Genomic DNA, 18382 nt, shown 5'->3' on the forward strand with positions numbered 1-18382 from the left:
TAAAGGAATAAAATGAAAGTATTATTAATCAAAGATGTAAAAGCACTTGGAAAAGCAGGAGAAATAAAAGAAGTAAAAGACGGCTACGGACAAAATTTCTTAATCGCTAAAGGCTTTGCTAAAGCAGCTACTAATGAAGTTTTAAGAAAATACGAAAGCGACAAGAAAAAAGAGGCTGAAAATTTACGCTTTGAAATCGCAAATTTAGAAAAACTCAAAGAAGAACTTAGCAAAATCACTCTTGAAATTTCAAAACCCGTAGGTGCAAATGGAAGTTTGTTTGGTGGCGTAACCAAAGATGAAATCGCTCACGCCCTAAAAGAACAAAGCCATATAGAAATCGATAAAAAAAGTTTAGAATGCGACACCTTAAAAAGCTTAGGAATCCACGAAGTAAGCGTAAAACTTGGACACGCAATCCATGCTAAATTTAACATAAATATAAAGGCAGAATAATGTTTCACGCAACAACGATTTTAGCTTACAAAGGTAAAAATAAATCCGTAATCGGCGGAGATGGACAAGTAAGCTTTGGAAATACGGTGCTAAAAGGCAATGCTGTAAAGATTAGAAAACTCAACAATGGAAAAGTTTTAGCAGGTTTTGCAGGATCAACAGCTGATGCTTTTAATCTTTTTGATATGTTTGAAAATCTCCTTCAAAGTTCTAAAGGCGATCTTTTAAAAGCAGCGATTGACTTTTCTAAAGAATGGAGAAAAGATAAATACCTAAGAAAACTTGAAGCCATGATGCTTGTACTTGATAGAAATCACATTTTTCTACTTTCTGGTACAGGCGATGTGGTCGAACCTGAAGATGGGCAAATCGCAGCCATAGGAAGTGGTGGAAACTATGCACTTTCAGCTGCTAGAGCCTTAGCAAAACATGCAAATTTAGATGAAGAAGAACTTGTAAAATCAAGCCTTCAAATCGCAGGTGAAATTTGCATTTATACTAATACCAATATCAAAACTTATGTAATCGAGGATGAGAAATGAATCTAACTCCAAAAGAAATTGTTAAATTTTTAGATGATTATGTTATAGGACAAAAAAAAGCTAAAAAAATCATAGCTATAGCTTTAAGAAATCGCTACCGCAGAATGCAACTTAGCCCTGAGTTGCAAGATGATATCGTGCCTAAAAATATCTTAATGATAGGTTCTACAGGTGTGGGAAAAACAGAAATCGCTAGGCGTTTAGCTAAAATGATGGGCTTTCCTTTCATCAAAATCGAAGCGAGTAAATATACTGAAGTAGGTTTTGTAGGTCGTGATGTGGAAAGCATGGTAAGAGATCTTGCCAATGCAGCTTTAAATTTGGTAAAAAATGAGCAAAGAGAAAAAAACAAAGATAAAATCGATGAATTTATAGAAAATAAAATTTTAGAAAAACTTTTACCACCTTTACCAAAGGGTATCAGCGATGAAAAACAAGAAGAATATAAAAACAGTCTTGAAAAAATGAGAACTAAACTAAGAAATGGCGATCTTGATGAAAGCACGATAGAGATAGAAATTTCACAAAATATGTTTGATACCAATCCTAACCTACCTCCTGAAATGGGTGCAATGCAAGATATAGTTAAGGTTATAGGCGTTGGCAGTAAAAAAGTCAAAAAAGAAATGAAAATCAAAGACGCTAAAAATGCTTTAAAAAACGAAGCAGGAGAAAAAATCCTAGATCAAGAAAGTATCAAAAGCGAAGCCTTAAAAAGGGCGGAAAATGAAGGGATTATTTTTATTGATGAAATCGATAAAATCGCTGTTTCAAGCGGAAATTCAAACCGCCAAGATCCAAGTAAAGAAGGGGTGCAAAGAGACTTACTTCCTATAGTCGAGGGATCAAATGTACAAACAAAAATAGGCACTTTAAAAACCGATCATATTCTTTTTATCGCTGCAGGGGCTTTTCATCTTAGCAAACCAAGTGATCTTATCCCTGAACTTCAGGGACGCTTTCCTTTAAGAGTGGAATTAGATAGTCTTGATGATAAAGCTCTTTATGAAATTTTAACACGCCCTAAAAATTCGCTTTTAAAACAATACTCTCAGCTTTTAAAAACTGAAAAATTAGAACTTGATTTTGACGATGAAGCAATTAAAGAAATAGCAAAAATAGCTTCAAGAGCTAATGAAGAAATGCAAGATATAGGTGCTAGACGCTTGCATACTGTGATAGAAAAATTACTTGAAGATTTAAGCTTTGAAGCTGATGAGTATGCAGGTAAAAAATTCGTAGTGGATAAAAAAATGGTAGAAGAAAAACTCGGAGATATCATAGAAAATAAAGATCTTGCAAGGTATATTTTGTGAAAAGTGGCTTTGTTAGCATCATAGGGCGTACTAATGCAGGAAAAAGTACTTTAATCAATTCCTTATTAGAAGAAAAAATCGCCCTAGTTTCTCACAAACAAAATGCCACAAGGCGTAAAATCAAAGCCATAGTGATGCATGAAAAAAATCAAATCATTTTCATCGATACCCCAGGACTTCACGAAAGCGGTGCTAGGCTTAATCAACTGCTTGTCCAAAGTGCTATTAAATCCATGAGGGATTGTGATATGATTTTATTTGTGGCAAGTGTTTTTGATAACACAAAAGACTATGAAAATTTTCTTAGTCTAAGCCCACAAGTACCACATATCATCGCTTTAAATAAAGTAGATTTAACCGATAATGCTACGCTTTTAAAAAAACTTAGTGAATATGCAAAATTTAGCGAATATTTTAAGGCTATCATTCCTTATTCCTCCAAGAAAAAAAACTATAAAAAAGATTTATTAGATGAGATAGTAAAATACCTTGATGAACATGAGTATTTTTATGATCCTGAATTTTTAAGTGCGAGTAGCGAAAAAGAACTTTATAGAGATTTTATACTTGAAAGTATTTATGAAAATTTAAGCGATGAGCTTCCTTATAGTAGCGAAGTGCTTATCCATCGCACCAAAGACACACCTAATCTTTTAATCCTAGAAGCCAATATCATCACCGATACAAACTCTCACAAGGGTATGCTTATAGGAAAAGAAGGGGCAACTTTAAAAAGAATAGGCAAAGATGCACGCTTTAAAATTTCAAAACTTGCACAAAAAAAGGTACTTTTAAAGCTTTTCGTAACAGTGAAAAAAAACTGGCAAAAAGATGAAGAATTTTTAAAAAAACTTTTAAATGATGAAAATTAATTCATTAAATAAAATAAATTTTATAAAATCTACAGATTTGCTTTATACTCAAAGAACGGGAATATCCAAAGAAGACGAACTTTTTAACAATTTAACCGCAGATTTTAAGCTAAGTAAACCCTTTGACTATCAAATAGCTTTTTTTAAACATAATGAAATTTATCATTGTTTTTTAGCACCTGTTTACAAATTGAAAAAAAGTCGTTTTTGCTTTCCCGAACCTTTAATTTTTCAAGCTTTGTTTGATGAAAGATTTATTAAGGAAAGTGATTATTGTGTTTTAAATTTATATGATCAAACTTTATATTTATATTTTTACCAAGAAGGAAAATTTATCAATCTTAAAAAAATCGAAAATTTCAACCCAAGTAATATGGATTTATTTTTTAAACAAAATCGATTTATAGAACTTTTAAAACACTATGAAAGCAAACTGCTACTTTATCAGGATTTGGATACAATCAAACATTACTTCTCATCTCAAATAAAATGTTTAAATCTAAATGATATTCTTGATAAAAATAGTTTATTGAAATTAAGTTCATATAGTATAAAAAATCTAGATCAAAATTGTAATTTTATCAAGCATAATAAAATAAAAATATCTATTTCTTTTAAAATTATATTAATATTTATTTTTAGCTTTAGTCTTAGTATGATAATTTTATTATTTAAAGATTTTATAGAGTACAAACAAAATAAGGAAATTCAAAATAAAAATTTTATCATACAAGAAGAAATTTCTAAACTAAAACAAGATAAGCAAAAATTATTAACAAACATACAAGATTTAAACTTTACTCTTTCTAATAAAATATTATCTACACAACAACAATTTCATATTTTATCCATCATAACAAAAGAAATCAATTTAGAAAAAAATAAGGCAATCATTCTAAATCAAATCATATCATGGCTTAACTCCAATGAACTTAAAATCACAAATCTTGAATTTGAACAAACAAAAATCATTCTTTCTTTTATCGATGAAAACCACTTTAAAAGAGCATTAGAAAATCTAAATTCTGCTTTTAAAATTTTTGATAAAAATGAAGAAACATTTAATATCATATTAGAAGTCATACATGAATAAAATAGAAGTATTTTTGCAAAATTTAAATCCTAGGGAAAAATTTCTTTTTATTTCTTTTATCTGCCTTTGTGCTTTGTTTTTAGCTTTTAAAATTCACGATCACTTTTTGGAAGATATTTTTCAAAAAACATTAATAGAACATAATTATCTTGCATTAAATGAAGCAAAAATAGAAATTTCACATCTTAAAGAAATAGAGACAAAGCTAACAAAACAGATAAAAACAGAGGAAGAAAAATTAAAATACTATAAAGAAAAATTGCATTTATTTTCTTATGATAAAGATTTTTTCAATAAAAAAATCAATAATTTATCCAAAAATTTAACCATTAATGAAATAAAATTTTCCCAAGAAAACAAAAATTTTATCCACTATAATTATATTTCTCTAAGTTTAAATGGCAACTTTAAAGACTTGCTCAATTTTATACAAAATTTAGAAAATCTTCCTATAGCTTTAAAAATTGATAAAATAAAACTATACAATACACAGGGTTTAAAATTAAAGCTTGATTTAATGTTTAAATTTATTAATTTATAATAATATTAAAATGTTATATTTTTAAATATTATTATAAAAAAATATTTAAAAATATTGTAATTTAATTATTTTTCTATTACTATTAGTTAAAATATTTTAAGCATAAAAAAGAAAGGTGTTGGGAAGTGACTAAGCAAGAAATACAAAAACTCGATACAAATTTCCTAGGTCATCCCAAGCCTTTATTCTCTCTATCAATGGTAGAACTTTGGGAAAGATTTGCTTTTTATTCCAACAACCATAAACAAAGGTGGACTTGGAATAGGCACTCAATACGCCTTGGCAATTTATGGCATTGCAGGATGCTTGTATTTAGCAGCACTTCCTAAAGACTGGATTACTGATAATTATTTAGAGCAAAAAAGGCTTTATTTCTAGGTTCTTTTATTATAGCTTTAGGACATATTAGCATAGCCTTATCTATTTTAAGCACACCTATATTTTTCCTAGGGCTTGCTTTTATCGTTATTGGTACTGGATTTTTAAAACCAGCGCTTCTGTAATGGTTGGAATGTTACATAAAAACAAAATGATACAAGATGCAGTACTAGCTATACAATTTTTTATATAGGAATTAACATTGAAGCATTCATTGCTCCTCTTATATGTGGTTTTGTTCAATCAAAATGGAATTATCATTTATGATTTGGAGGAGGTTTAGGTATGCTAATCTCTTTGCTTATTTTATATTTTAAAGCTGCCCCTGAGCTTGAAGAATTTCATAAAAATTGCACCTTAAAGCAAAACTGGGAACAACCATTTAAAAAAGTAAAAATTTAACTCTTATGCTAAAGTATAAGCCTGTTAAGTATTATTGGATTTTTTCTAATTTTTATTAATCTTGTAGATATTAATCTCATGATACTATCAAAAAAACTTTTTGCTATGTTTGGTAAATTTATTTCATATATCTTTTTGTTTTTAAAGCCTTAAATAAAAGAGAAAAACAGCAATTAACAATTTTAATTGTTTTATTCTTTGCAGCCACTTTTTTTTGGAGTACTTTTAAACAAAAACCTACTGCTTATAATCTTTTTGCGCAAGATTTTACAAATAGAAATATTTTTGATTGGAAAATTCCAACAAACTGGTTTCAATCTTTTAATCCAATTTTTATCATCATACTTACTCCTATAGCAAGTTATATTTAGTTATTTTTAGAGAAAAAAATATATATTTTTCTTCCATTGGAAAATTTACTTTAGAAATATTATTTGCCGGTATTGGTTTTATGATAATGACCTTTGCTTCACAAAGTCTAATAAACAACAATGGTTTACCAATATCCATGGCTTGGATTATTATAAGTATATTCTTTTAACACTTGTGGAACTATGCATGTCTCCTATTGGACTCTCTATAATGGCTGAGATTACCCCTGATTTAATCGAAAATCAAGTCATGGGACTTTGGTTTGTAGCAAGTGCACTTGGAAATTTTGTTGCAGGACTTATAGGAGGAAATGTCAATATTAAAAACATCGATCAACTTCCTAATATTTTTGAACAATGCATGTGGATGCTTTTTGTTATAGCGCTTTTACTTTTTATTGCTAAAAAACCAATTTATAAAATTCTTAACGAAAAAAATAAGCAATTATCTAACTAAACTTAAAATACAAAATACACCAAAGTTGAAAATTGATCTTAATATTTCTTTTTTTTATATTTGCAAAAAAGTAACATTATGATATAAATCATTTAAAAATATTACAAAGTTATACATATTTTTTTAATTTCTTGTCTATAATTTATAAATAAAAATACACAAAGGATATAAATTGAGTAAAAATGTAAAAAATTTAGATACTTCATTTTTTGGACATCCAAAACCACTTTTATCTCTTTCACTTACTGAGCTTTGGGAAAGATTTTCTTTTTACGGAATTCGTCCCTTGCTTTACCTTTTTATGATAGCAAGTTTTGAAAAAATCGGAATGAACTTAAAACCTGAAGAAGCAAGTGCAATTATGGGAATTTTTGCAAGTTGTTTATATCTTGCTGCTTTGCCAGGTGGATGGCTTGCGGATAATTACTTAGGACAAAAAAGAGCAATTTTACTAGGTGCTTTAACTATAGCATTTGGACATTTGTGCATAGCCTTTTCTTATTTTAACAATAAAATGATTTTTGTTGGTATGTTTTTTTTGGTTATAGGTACAGGACTTTTTAAAACTTGTGCTTCTGTAATGGTTGGAATGCTTTATAAAAAAATGATGCAAGGCGTGACTCTGGTTTTACTCTTTTTTATATGTGCTTTAATTTTGGTGCTTTTGTAGCTCCTTTAATTTGCGGCTTTTTACAAAAAGAATACGGATGGCATTTTGGTTTTGGTGCAGGTGGGATTGGTATGCTTTTAGCGGTAATTATTTTCTACCTAAAAACTATGCCTGATTTAAAAGAATTTGATGAAAAAGTTGGCATAGACTCTACTTGGGATAGACCAAGCAAAAAAAGCAAAAATGCATTTTACATCATCATTGTATCAGGTATTGTTTTACTTGGAGCAATATTTTTAATCCTTGATGGTTTTATAAAATTAGATGCACAAGTTATTAATAAAAATATTATTTTAACTATCTTAGCTTGTGCTGGAATTTATTTTTTATATCTTTTCGCTTTTACTTCTTTAAAAATAGAAGAAAAAAGAAATTTAATTATTTTTATTGTTTTATTTTTAGCGGCTGCGTTATTTTGGTCAGTATATGAGCAACAATACACTTCTTTTAATTTTTTTGCAGAAAAATTAACGGATAAAACCATATTAAATTATGAAATTCCTACAATATGGTTTCAATCTCTTGGAGGTTTATTTGTTATACTTTTTGCACCTTTTAGTGCTTTTATATGGACTATATGTGCCAAAAATAATAAAGAAATTTCATCTATTATTAAATTTGCATTAGGACTTTTGGGTGCAGCTTTGGCATTTTTAATAATGGCTTTAGCTTCAAATCATGCGATTAGTTTAAATGGTGATGCTAATACATTAAGAGAAAATTTAGAAAATTCATCACAAATTATTTTAGTTTCACCTTGGTGGCTTGTCAGTAGCTTTTTGCTTATGGTTTTAGGAGAGCTTTGCCTTTCTCCTGTGGGACTTTCTATAATGACAAAAATTGCACCTAATTTAATTAAATCTCAAGTCATGGGACTTTGGTTTGTAGCAAGTGCATTAGGCAATGCTTTAGCTGGATTCATAGGTGGTAAAGCAAGTGAAGAAAATATAGCTTATTTGCCAAATTTATTTTACCAATGTATGTGGATATTACTTGGTGCTGTTATAATTTTACTTATACTCAAAAAACCTATCAATAAAATACTAAAAAATTAATATTAAGGAGAAAATATGAGTATTTACAAACAAAGAGTATTAGAACTTAGAAGATTAATGAAAGAAAATAATATTGACGCCTATCTCATCTTAAGCGCGGATCCGCATTTGAGCGAATATTTACCAGAATATTACAAAAACAGAGTCTTTATCAGTGGCTTTAAGGGTTCTGTTGGAACAGTTCTTATCACACAAGAAGAGGGCTTTTTGTGGGTAGATGGAAGATATTGGCTTCAAGCACAAAAGGAATTAGAAGGTAGCGGCATACTTTTACAAAAACAAGATGCTAAAAATACTTTTACCAAATGGTTGGAAAAAAATTTAAGCGAAGATCAAATTTTAGGCATCGATTTTGCACTTTTACCTTTATCTTTACAAAAAGATTTACAGATTAATTGCAAGGCAAATTTAAAACATATAGATTTGATAAGTCCACTTTGGAAAGATCGTCCCACTTTACCACAAGAAAAAATTTATGAACACGAACTAGAATACTGCTCTTACTCAAGAAAAGAAAAATTAGCATTAGTGCGTCAAAAAATGAAAAATTTAAATGCTACCTCTCATTTAATCTCCAGCCTTGATGATATAGCTTGGCTTACAAATTTAAGAGGGAATGATGTAAATTATAATCCTGTATTTTTAAGTCATTTGCTAATCTTGGAAGACAAAGCTTTGCTTTTTGTTGATCAGAAAAAAGTAAATTCAGAACTTGAAAAAAAATTAAATTTAGATGGGTTTTGGCTTAAAAATTATGATGAAATCATCATGGAGCTTGAAAAACTTGCAAATACAAATTTGCTTATTGAGCCTTCAAAAATGACCGCTTTACTCATAAATTCTTTAGATAAAAGCGTAAAAATCATTCAAGAAATTAATCCAAGCACTCACTTAAAAGCAGCTAAAAATACAAAAGAAATAGCGCATATACAAGATGCTATGATAGAAGATGGAGTGGCTTTATGTAAATTTTTTGCCTGGCTTGAAGAAGCGATAGAAAATAAAGAATTAATAAGCGAATTAGACATAGATGCTAAAGCAAGCGAATTTAGAGCACAAAGCAAGTACTACATAAGTGATAGTTTTGCCACTATAGCAGGCTTTAACGAAAACGCAGCATATCCACATTATAAAGCCACAAAAGAGAGTTTTGCTTATCTTAAAAAAGATGGGCTTTTACTTATTGATTCTGGTGGACAATATAAAAATGGCACAACAGATATTACACGCGTTGTACCTATAGGAAAGGCTAATGCAGAACAAATTCATGACTATACCTTGGTTTTAAAAGCACATATTGCCATTTCCAGTGCAATTTTTCCAAAAGATATAGCTATGCCACTACTTGATGCAATCACACGCGTACCTTTATGGAAAGAACAAATTGACTATATACACGGCACAGGACATGGCGTGGGATATTTTTTAAATGTCCATGAAGGTCCACAAGTTTTATCTTATCTATCCCCTGTGCTTGAAAAAACAAAAGCCAAAGAAGGTATGCTAACCTCAATAGAGCCAGGTATTTATAAAGTAGGTAAATGGGGTATAAGACTTGAAAATTTAGTTATTCATACCAAAGTAGAAAATCCTAAAAATAAAGATTTTGGAGAGTTTTTATACTTTAAACCTGTTACTCTTTGTCCTTTTGAAATATCTTGTATTGATATAAAAATGTTAGATGAAAAAGAAAAAGAATGGTTAAACAATTATCACAAAGAAGTATTTGAAAAACTTTCTCCTAAGCTAGGTGATTATCCAAAAGCTCTAGTTTGGCTTGAAAAAAGAACAAAAGCCATCTTTTAAGATACTTTTGTTAACATAGATAAATTTTCCTTGTATTAAACTTATAATTTGTTTAATGCAAGGTTTTTAAACCAATTGCTAAAAAAGTTTTTTTTGAAAAACTCGATTTACAACTAAAAATTATTTAAAATATCCAAGTTCAATCATTTTTTGATAAATTTTAGCTACAGTTGCCCCTGAAGTAATATTTCTCCCACCATGTTCCAAAAGAACGGTAACTACATATTTTGGCTTAGAATAAGGAGCATAAGAAGTGAGCCACGCATGAGATCTAGTATAATACTCAAATTGTTTTTCATCGACCCTATTTTTATCTGTCTGTGAAAATCCCACAACCTGAGCAGTTCCTGTTTTTGCTGCAACTTTCACATCAAGATTATGCAAATAACGATAAGAGGTTCCTCCTTGCTCATTGGCAACAGCATACATTGCATCTCTTATATAAGGCAATTGACTCTTTTCAAATAAAGTAAAAATTTCTTTTTTATTTTCATCCATTTGATTTTCTATAGTTGTATTGTTATTTTCTATGCTTTTTAAAAAATGAGGTATAACCTCTCCACCTTTTGCGATTTGAGCTGTATATCTAGCAATTTGCATAGGTGTTGTAAGAAAACTACCTTGACCTATAGCCGTATTTAAAGTATCACCTTGAAACCAAGATTGTCTATATCTTTGCATCTTCCATTCTTTGCTTGGTAAAGTTCCTACAAATTCACTAGGTAAATCTACCCCTGTTTTCGCTCCAAAACCAATGCGAGATAAAGTTTCACTTATTTGATCGATTCCAACTTGCAAACTGCCATTATAAAAATAAACATCACAACTATATTTTATCGCATGTTTTAAATCCACAGGTCCATGGCCCGATCGATTCCAACATCTAAAAAACCTGCCTCCAAGCTCAATGCTTCCATTGCAAACATATTGAGTCGTCGGGCTAATATTTTTAGAATTTAAAAAAGAAAGCCCTACTCCCATTTTTACAACAGAACCTGGAGGATAATATCCATTTATAAGTTTATTTGTAAAAGGATGATCAAGACTATTTGAAAGCTCGTCCCAATCCTTAAAAGAGATCCCTGTTACAAAAGGATTAAGATCATATTCAGGGAAACTCCCTGCAGCTAAAATAGATCCATCATTTACATTCATAATTATAGCAGCTCCAGCATTCCCTTCAAACAATGAAGTTAAATAAGACTGAAGCTCTATATCTATCGTAAGTTCTATATCATTAGACATAGCAGGAGTGTAAGAAAGCTGTTCTACTTCTTGATTTAAGGCATTAACCTTATAAACCCTAGTTCCTTTTTCTCCTTGTAAAATATCATTATAATAGCGTTCTATACCGCTTTTTCCCGTATAGTTAGAAAGTTTTGCTATTTCATTTTCTTGAACATCTTGCAAATTTGCCTTACCTACATACCCAATAATATGCGAAGCCAATTTTCCAAAAGGATATTTTCTTTTTACAACAGGATCTATTTTTATTGTTTTATTAAGATTTAACTCTGAATAATGCGGAATAATCTCATCGTAGGGTATAAAATCTACAACTTTAATAAAATCTTGATTATAGTAAGAATCATTTCTCTTATAAATTTCTGCTAATTTACTAGCATTTAAATCAGGAAATAAATTTGCAAGTTCAGATAGTTCTTTATCTAGAATTCCTTTATTTGACTTTTTAATACTTAAATAAGGTTTAATAGAAATACTAAAACCCAAATCATTAATAGCCAATAAAGTTCCATTTCTATCTGTAATTTGACCCCTAACAGGTGCTAAAAATTCAGTTTTTATGGCATTTTGTTTAGCAAGTTCTTCATAATATACATTTGATTTTATACTCAAATAATACACACGACTTAATAAAAATATAAAAAACAATAGTATAAATCCAACAACTAAACGCATTCTCATTTAAATTTTACCTTTAAAAAACACATAAGCTAAACAACATTCTATAAAAACTGAAACAATATACGCCCATCCTAAAATTTTAATTTTTTCATCTCCAATATAAGACAATATCATATCCAAAAACAAAATAATGCCGTAAGCACAAAGCACAAAAACAACAGGGATAAATTTACCAATTTTTAAATTTGTCTTAATCCAATCCGCACAAAGATAATAAAAAATAAAAAACGCCAGCCAAGATGAAAAAATAAAAAAATTATAAGTTATATCAGTAAAAAATAAAAAAAATAAAGAAAAATACCATCTAAAATCAAGCTTTGAAAAAGTCCTTTCTCTCTCTTCTAGCAGGCAAAACATATAACAGAAAAAAATCCCATAAAGTAACGGAGTATATACAAAAGTCGAACCAAGAATCTGATAAATTAGAAAAAAAAATCCTAAAAAGACATAAGTTCCATTAAATTTTGCTTTATAAGCACTTAAATTTCTTCTCATTTATCAAGACCTAAAGTTTGATTGATAATAATATCTTCTAAAGAATCAAGGCCAATTTTATTCAAATTTGAAACTAAAATAGAGTCTTTAAATTTATTTTTTAACTTAGCTTTTTCACTTTGATTTAATTTATCACATTTGGTAAAAACTTTTAAAATTTTTTGATCAGGTCGTAAAAATCTTTTCAAATAGTCATTTAAATTTGCGTCGATCTCCAAATGAGTATGTCTTGAGTCGATTAAATGTATAAATAACTTTATCGAGGTTCTTAATTTTAAAAATTCATCTAAGTTTTGATTCCATATTGCTTTTAAATTTTTAGAAACCTTTGCATAACCAAACCCTGGCAAATCGATAAAATTGATATTAAATTTTTCTTCATTTCTTTTGCAAGTTACTTCGAAAAAATTTATAAGCTGAGTTTTTCCAGGAGTTGCCGAACTTTTGGCTAAATTTTTTTGTTTGCACAAAGAATTGATTAAAGAACTTTTTCCGACATTGGAACGCCCTAAAAATGCTACTTCACTAAAATTTGAGCTCAATTTCTCATCAAATTTCACTAAAGAAGTGATAAATTTAGCACTAATTATCATTTGTCTTTAAGATCAAACACAAAACGAGCAGGTTTTTGATCCTTACTCTCCACTCGATAAATATTAGCTTTTCTATCGACTATTATTTTATCACCAAAAAGTTTTTGATTACTTCCAAGCTCATTTATATAAGCATGACCATTAATCTCGTAAGTATCTTTAATAACATTATAAATAAATTTATCTCCACTACCTTTATAAGTTTTACCCTTTAAAACAATCTTAAACGTAGCATTTTGCATTGCTTCATAACGAATAGGTTTGCGATTTTTATCCGTATAAATAATCAATTTTTCAGAATTTAAAATATCATCACCCCTAATTACTTCTACATTTCCACTAAGAATACTTTCACCCTTATTTTCATCTGAATAAAAATTTAAAGCTTTTACTTCAATTTGAGTTGCCCAAGTTACACTTGCATAAGCTAACAATAAAATTATTTGTCTTGCAACCACGCGTTTACTCCTTGGATATTTAAAATTTTGTTTTTTACATCATAGTTTAAAGTATTTCCATTAATAATACTTCCATTAATTAGAGCTTTAAAATCAGTATTTGTATATAAAATTTTATCCTTAGGTTGGTATTCTACCTCTTGAGAAATAATTTTGACATTATTAGTACCTATATAAGTAACATTTCCTTCAAATAAAACCTTGCTCATATCTTTATTGAAAAACTCTAAACGATTTGCACTAAGATTAAAATCTAAATTTAAAGTAATAAAATCATTAAATTCATCTCTATCTGCATATCTCACCCAAGAATTTGCCTTATAATATGCCTTAATTGTACTAGCATTACTCTCATAAGCTTTCAAATTTTTAGCCTCAATATTTTTAAAATTTAAAGCATTAGTTTGCAAATTCAAAGAATACGGATCTTGCAAACTTAAAATCGTAAAAGTAATTGTAAAAAGAGCAATTAAAATTCCAAAAATTTTTATAGCCAAAGCTTATTCCATTCTTCTTCTAGATGATTTTTTTCTACTAAAATTTCTATCATCTGTGCTATAGCAGCCTTACCACCTTTTTTGCTAAGCACTATGTCTACATTTAAATCTTTATGACCATCTTTTGGCTTAAAACTAAGTCCTACACTTTCAAGCAAAGCCTTATCGTTAAAATAATCCCCAATAGCCGCACACTGAGAAAAATCTAAATTAAGTTTTTGTAAAATTTCTTTTGCACAAGCTAACTTATCCTTGATGCCTTGATATAAAATTTCTATTTTTAAATCTTTAGCTCTTTTTTCAACACAAGGACAATTTCTACCTGTAATAATAGCAATTTTTTTACCAAGCTTTAGCCAAGCCTCGATAGCCGCTCCATCTTTTACATCAAATTCTTTAATAAATTCTCCATTAGAAGTATAAATAATCTTCCCATCAGTTAAACAGCCATCTACATCCAAAAAAATCAATTCTGTCATAATTTCTACTCTCTTACAACAAATGCACCTGCAAATGCACCACTTGCAGCAAAATCCCTTGCTTCATCTTCACTTCTAAAGCCTGTTAAGAAAACGCGATTTAACCCATCCACTGAGCTTGTGCGTATAGTAGAGCTATAAGTTCTATAAGTTTTATATCTTGCTGCTATCGTTTGTGCTCCAGCTGGGTTTTTAAAGGCTCCAATTTGAACCATGAAATTTCCACCTTCATAAATTTGTCCATTATTTGCAATCTCTCCACTATTTCCATAGTTTACATTAGAATGTACAATATTATTACCCGAATTACTTGATCCAAATCCTATAACCTCAAGCCTTACTGGAGCTGTTCCTGAAGCAATCATATCAATTTGACTAGCAGCTCCTTTTGATAAATCTATAATACGATTATTTACAAAAGGACCCCTATCATTCACACGAACGGTAACTTGACGATTGTTATTTAGATTGGTTACTTTTAAGATGGTATTCATAGGTAAAGTTTTATGAGCCGCGGTTAAAGCATTTTGATTATAGGTTTCGCCATTAGAGGTTTTCTTGCCGTGAAAGCCTGGTCCATACCAACTCGCAATACCATCAGCAGTTTCGCCTACTGCTACAACAGTAGGATAATAAGTTTTACCGTTGATAGTATAAGGCTTCATCGTTCCTTTAGTCCCTGATGAAGAACTAGGACTGCTTTTAAAATCATTTGAAGGATAATACACTTGAGCATTATCCAAGCTAGAAAAAAAACTAGTGCCTAAACAACCACTAAAAAATAAAGCCCCTAGACTAACGGCTGACAACTTTAGTGTAATTGTTTTTATTTGCATTTTTATTCTCCTTGATTGGTATAATTAATTTTTGATTAATGCTAAGATGATTTTTTGCTATTTTATTAAATTCTCGAATTTCATCAACACTTATATTATAATTTTTTGCTATTTTATATAAAGAGTCACCAGACTTAACGGTATAAATTCTTGTCATAGGTATAGTTGTATCAACCTTCGCAAGTTTTTCTGCTTTAAAATTTTTATCAAAAAATGCTACTTTATTAAGTGGTATATACATATAATACCCTTTACCAGGAGGCGTAAAATTATGTTTAAATTGTGGATTATATTTCTTAAAAGTTGGAAGATCCATATTTAAATTTTTAGCTATTTCTTTTAAAGATGCAGAAGAAGGCACATCAACTTTTGCGAATTCGTTGCTTAAAGCATAATTCATTAAAGACGCATCTTTATCTAGTAAAAAATCCCTATCATTGGCTAAAAAAGCAAGAGTTAAAATTTTTCTTATAAAATTTCTAGTTTCTAAAGAAAGATATTTCTTATCAGGGTTCAATAAAACACTTAAATCATCACTTCCTGCTTGCTTGATAGCTTGTCTTAGTTTACCATTTCCACAATTATAAGCTAAAAGCGCTAAATACCATTTGCCAAATTCTTCTTTTAACTCTTTTAAATAATTTGTAGCGGCATAAGTTGACTTGACCGGATCACGCCTTTCATCAACATAAGCATCGATTCTTAAACCCAAATTTCTAGCTGTTGGTTGCATAAATTGCCAAACCCCTACAGCCTTGGCATTAGAAACACTATGAGTTTTCAAGCCTGATTCAACCATAGCTAGATACAAAATCTCATCAGGAACTTCCTGCTGGGCTAAAATTTTTCTTATCATAGGAGTAACTTTTGAAAAATTTTGCATACTATCTATTAAAGTTTGAGCGTGTTTTGATTTTATATCTTGTTGAGTTTGCACAAAAATCAAATCACTAATAAAACTTGGATTAATATCCAAATTTCTTAAAACATTCATTTGTCTTTCATAAAATTCAGGAGTATTAATTTGTGCAAAAAGAAAATTAAAACATATTAAAAAACACAATAAAATTTTTTTCATCAATAACCTTTAAAAAATAATTTTTCAGAATTGTTAAAACAAATTTCTAAAAGCTCTTTTCTTGATAATTTCAATACTTCACACATTTTGTTTGCTACAAATTGAGTTAACAAAGGTTCATTTCTTTTACCGCGATAAGGCTCTGGAGTAAGATATGGAGCATCAGTTTCAAGTAGCAGTCTATCTTTTGGAATTTTAGGTAAAATTTCAACTAATTTCTTAGCATTTTTAAAAGTTAAAACTCCTCCAATACCAAAATAAAATCCATCTTCAAAAAGAGTTAGCAAATGTTCGCTTGCATTAAAGCAGTGTAAAACTCCTCCTACAAGATCCTTAGAATACCCATGTAAAATCTCATAAGTATCATGATTTGCTTCTCTTGAGTGAATGATAACAGGTTTTTTAAATTCAATAGCAAGTTCAAGCTGTGCGATAAAAATCTTTTTTTGATTTTCTTTTTCTTTTTGAATTTCTTCAGCAAGATCACTTTTAAAACGAAAATAATCAAGCCCACATTCACCTACAGCTACACACTTTTCATCGCATAAATACTGCCTTAAAATTTTCTCATCATAATTATCAATTTCATAAGGATGCACCCCTGCTGCAAAAAAAATATTTTTATATTTATGAGCAATTGTAGCTGCATAGGGCAAATCTTTTATATCAGCACCAGGTATGATGATTTTCTCTATACCATTTTTAAAAGCACGATTTAAAGTTTCATCTAAATCATCTTTAAATGCTTCACTGTCTAGATGGCAATGCGTATCAACAATCCTTAAACCATCTTGAAAATCAAGATTTAAGAACATACTTCAACTCTATCCTTGCCATTATCTTTTGCTTGAGACAATATTTTACTTGCTTTATCAACCAAAGAATCAATCTTATCTCCACTTTTTCCAAAAACCACGCCTATAGAAGCTGTAAAAAAGATTTCATCTAAATTAACCAAAACACCAGCCTTTTTTATATTTACTCGTATACGAGAAAAGATTTTAATCGCTCTTTCTTGGGATATATTTTTAAGTAAAATACAAATTTTTTCTGCACTATATCTACCTACAAGATCTCTTCCTTTAGTTTCATTAACTATTTCATTAGCGCAGATTTTAATTACTTCATCACCAACTTCACGGCCGTATTCATCGTTAATCATTTGAAGATTATCTATATCTAAGAAAGCAAAAGCAAATTCCTCGTCTTTTGTCGCTATTTCATTAAAATAATCATCTATTCCATCGATTAAGGCATTATAATTTTTAACCCCAGATACAGGATCTAAAACATTATAAGTGCTTAAAAATTTTTTATCATCCATATAAGATAAACAACGATCTAAGCGGCAATTAAAGCTTTCTTTGCTTAAAGGCTTGAACAAATACTCATTAACTCCATTTTTAAAAGAATTCGCTTCAAATGAATCATTATGATCCCCCAAAAGAATCACACCTAATTCATCATCACTAAAACGCTCTCTTACTTGAGTTAAAAGCTCAAAACCACTAATTACTGGCATATTGACATCTGCTATAATAAGCTTAACATCATTATTATCATTTAAATAACTCATTGCTTCTTCACCATGAGCTGCAGCTAAAACATTAAATTGTCTTTGAGTAAGTATTTTTTTAATTTCATTACGTTCAGGTAGCTTGCTCATAGCTAAAATCACTTTAGTTTTTGCATATTGATTAAGTTTTATAATAGAACTAATAATCTCATCAATGCAAGTTTCACTTTCTTTAAAAATATAATCTAATATATCTTTATCCATAAATTTTTCTTTAGTAGCCTTATCACCACTAGCCGTAAGAACAATAGCAGGAATTTTCTTTTCTATAACATAATCCACAACTTCACCATTTGGGGCATCCGGTAAACATAAATCTACAAAAGCTAAAAAATAATTATTGTTCATTAACTCCTTGGCTTCAGCAAAACCAAAAGCAATATCTACCTCATAATCTAAAGTCATTTGAATTTTTTTAGCTAAAAGTTTGCCGAGCATTTTATTATCATCAATAATTAAAATTTTCTTATTCATAGTGTGTAAAA

20 protein-coding genes and 1 pseudogene are annotated in these 18382 nt (G+C 29.4%); 11 read left to right on the forward strand and 10 right to left on the reverse strand.

The genetic code is table 11. The features are described 5' to 3' along the window. Positions 1-12: 12 nt before the first annotated feature. The 11 genes and pseudogenes from rplI to AJ888_RS00860 all read left to right on the forward strand — a co-directional run bounded on the left by rplI (position 13) and on the right by AJ888_RS00860 (position 9959). Positions 13-456, forward strand: a complete 444-nt coding sequence (gene rplI / locus AJ888_RS00810) for a 50S ribosomal protein L9 (RefSeq protein WP_002781628.1) — start codon at positions 13-15, stop codon at positions 454-456. Next, on the forward strand, positions 456-998 hold the full coding sequence (gene hslV, locus AJ888_RS00815) for an ATP-dependent protease subunit HslV (protein ID WP_002776411.1): 543 nt from the start codon (positions 456-458) through the stop codon (positions 996-998). The genes rplI and hslV overlap by 1 nt, the downstream gene beginning before the upstream one ends. After that, positions 995-2314, forward strand: a complete 1320-nt coding sequence (gene hslU, locus AJ888_RS00820; RefSeq protein WP_002861360.1) for an ATP-dependent protease ATPase subunit HslU — start codon at positions 995-997, stop codon at positions 2312-2314. Before hslV ends, hslU begins: the two co-directional genes overlap by 4 nt. Further along, positions 2311-3186, forward strand: coding sequence for a GTPase Era (gene era / locus AJ888_RS00825; RefSeq protein WP_002861359.1), 876 nt, complete (start codon positions 2311-2313; stop codon positions 3184-3186). The genes hslU and era overlap by 4 nt, the downstream gene beginning before the upstream one ends. Further along, complete coding sequence (locus AJ888_RS00830) at positions 3173-4279, forward strand: hypothetical protein (RefSeq protein ID WP_079396837.1); 1107 nt, start codon at positions 3173-3175, stop codon at positions 4277-4279. Before era ends, AJ888_RS00830 begins: the two co-directional genes overlap by 14 nt. Next, positions 4272-4820 carry a hypothetical protein gene (locus AJ888_RS00835; RefSeq protein ID WP_002861357.1) on the forward strand — a complete coding sequence of 183 codons (549 nt, stop codon included), beginning with the start codon at positions 4272-4274 and terminating at the stop codon, positions 4818-4820. The genes AJ888_RS00830 and AJ888_RS00835 overlap by 8 nt, the downstream gene beginning before the upstream one ends. 219 nt (positions 4821-5039) lie before the next feature. Continuing rightward, positions 5040-5198 carry a hypothetical protein gene (locus tag AJ888_RS09305; protein WP_002861356.1) on the forward strand — a complete coding sequence of 53 codons (159 nt, stop codon included), beginning with the start codon at positions 5040-5042 and terminating at the stop codon, positions 5196-5198. A gap of 587 nt (positions 5199-5785) precedes the next feature. Further along, positions 5786-5971 carry a hypothetical protein gene (locus tag AJ888_RS09315; RefSeq protein ID WP_243834128.1) on the forward strand — a complete coding sequence of 62 codons (186 nt, stop codon included), beginning with the start codon at positions 5786-5788 and terminating at the stop codon, positions 5969-5971. 187 nt (positions 5972-6158) lie between these two features. After that, positions 6159-6428, forward strand: a complete 270-nt coding sequence (locus AJ888_RS09320; RefSeq protein WP_032603306.1) for a hypothetical protein — start codon at positions 6159-6161, stop codon at positions 6426-6428. Between the two features lie 172 nt (positions 6429-6600). Then, positions 6601-8153 (forward strand): annotated as a pseudogene (locus AJ888_RS00855) (peptide MFS transporter). A 15-nt stretch (positions 8154-8168) separates the two neighbouring features. After that, complete coding sequence (locus AJ888_RS00860) at positions 8169-9959, forward strand: aminopeptidase P family protein (protein ID WP_002861351.1); 1791 nt, start codon at positions 8169-8171, stop codon at positions 9957-9959. Positions 9960-10079: 120 nt separating this feature from the next. Here the strand turns inward: AJ888_RS00860 and mrdA are convergent, their stop codons facing one another. The 10 genes from mrdA to cbrR are packed head-to-tail and all read right to left on the reverse strand — an operon-like array spanning position 10080 to position 18371. After that, entirely contained in the window at positions 10080-11885 is a 1806-nt protein-coding gene (mrdA, locus tag AJ888_RS00865; RefSeq protein ID WP_002861350.1) for a penicillin-binding protein 2, read from the reverse strand. Continuing rightward, positions 11886-12380 (reverse strand): membrane protein, encoded by a 495-nt coding sequence (locus tag AJ888_RS00870; protein ID WP_044778960.1) that lies wholly within the window; start codon positions 12378-12380, stop codon positions 11886-11888. Next, entirely contained in the window at positions 12377-12973 is a 597-nt protein-coding gene (gene yihA, locus AJ888_RS00875; protein ID WP_002861348.1) for a ribosome biogenesis GTP-binding protein YihA/YsxC, read from the reverse strand. Before yihA ends, AJ888_RS00870 begins: the two co-directional genes overlap by 4 nt. After that, positions 12970-13431 (reverse strand): LptA/OstA family protein, encoded by a 462-nt coding sequence (locus AJ888_RS00880; protein WP_032603304.1) that lies wholly within the window; start codon positions 13429-13431, stop codon positions 12970-12972. Before AJ888_RS00880 ends, yihA begins: the two co-directional genes overlap by 4 nt. After that, a complete protein-coding gene (locus AJ888_RS00885; RefSeq protein ID WP_002861346.1) occupies positions 13413-13928 on the reverse strand; it encodes a hypothetical protein in 516 nt (171 codons plus the stop codon). The genes AJ888_RS00880 and AJ888_RS00885 overlap by 19 nt, the downstream gene beginning before the upstream one ends. Continuing rightward, positions 13919-14407, reverse strand: a complete 489-nt coding sequence (locus AJ888_RS00890) for an HAD-IIIA family hydrolase (protein WP_002861345.1) — start codon at positions 14405-14407, stop codon at positions 13919-13921. Before AJ888_RS00890 ends, AJ888_RS00885 begins: the two co-directional genes overlap by 10 nt. 5 nt (positions 14408-14412) lie before the next feature. Further along, on the reverse strand, positions 14413-15243 hold the full coding sequence (locus AJ888_RS00895) for a septal ring lytic transglycosylase RlpA family protein (protein ID WP_032581036.1): 831 nt from the start codon (positions 15241-15243) through the stop codon (positions 14413-14415). Next, positions 15203-16321: a lytic transglycosylase domain-containing protein gene (locus tag AJ888_RS00900; protein ID WP_002861343.1), complete on the reverse strand. Its 1119-nt coding sequence runs from the start codon at positions 16319-16321 to the stop codon at positions 15203-15205. The genes AJ888_RS00895 and AJ888_RS00900 overlap by 41 nt, the downstream gene beginning before the upstream one ends. Further along, positions 16321-17136, reverse strand: a complete 816-nt coding sequence (locus tag AJ888_RS00905) for a TatD family hydrolase (protein WP_002861342.1) — start codon at positions 17134-17136, stop codon at positions 16321-16323. The genes AJ888_RS00900 and AJ888_RS00905 overlap by 1 nt, the downstream gene beginning before the upstream one ends. Continuing rightward, positions 17127-18371: a bile resistance response regulator CbrR gene (cbrR, locus tag AJ888_RS00910; protein ID WP_044780550.1), complete on the reverse strand. Its 1245-nt coding sequence runs from the start codon at positions 18369-18371 to the stop codon at positions 17127-17129. The genes AJ888_RS00905 and cbrR overlap by 10 nt, the downstream gene beginning before the upstream one ends. Positions 18372-18382 lie beyond the last annotated feature (11 nt).

Source organism: Campylobacter sp. BCW_6467 (assembly GCF_001762855.1).
Lineage (GTDB): Bacteria > Campylobacterota > Campylobacteria > Campylobacterales > Campylobacteraceae > Campylobacter_D > Campylobacter_D jejuni.